This window comes from Amycolatopsis keratiniphila subsp. keratiniphila (assembly GCF_001620365.2).
GTDB lineage: Bacteria > Actinomycetota > Actinomycetes > Mycobacteriales > Pseudonocardiaceae > Amycolatopsis > Amycolatopsis keratiniphila.
Window position 1 is genome coordinate 368,519 of the sequence record NZ_LQMT02000042.1, and the last position, 587, is coordinate 369,105.

The window sequence follows — 587 nt, forward strand, 5'->3', positions numbered from 1 at the left end:
TGGGCGCCGAGGTGCGCTGGGCCTCCTGCAACATCTTCTCCACCCAGGACCACGCCGCCGCGGCGATCGTCGTCGGCCCGCACGGCACCCCCGAGGAGCCCAAGGGTGTCCCGGTGTTCGCCTGGAAGGGCGAGTCGCTGGAGGAGTACTGGTGGTGCACCGAGCGGATGCTGACCTGGGACGGTGAAGGTCCCAACATGATCCTCGACGACGGCGGCGACGCCACCATGCTGGTGCACAAGGGAACCGAGTACGAGAAGGCCGGTGTGGTGCCCACGCCGGACGAGAACACTTCCGACGAGTTCCGCGTGTTCCTCGAACTGCTGCGGGCCTCGGTCGCGGCGGACACCGGCAAATGGACCAAGATCGGCGAAGGCGTCCGCGGGGTCACCGAGGAGACCACCACCGGCGTGTTGCGGCTCTACCAGCTCGCCGCCGCCGGTGAACTGCTGTTCCCGGCGATCAACGTGAACGACGCGGTGACCAAGTCGAAGTTCGACAACCGCTACGGCATCCGGCATTCGCTGATCGACGGCATCAACCGCGGCACCGACGTCCTCATCGGCGGCAAGGTCGCGGTCGTCTGC

At 67.5% G+C, this 587-nt stretch carries 1 protein-coding gene; it reads left to right on the forward strand.

The window, feature by feature from the left end:
* A partial coding sequence (locus tag AVR91_RS39885) for an adenosylhomocysteinase (protein WP_228709460.1) occupies positions 1–587 on the forward strand: 587 nt, incomplete at both ends.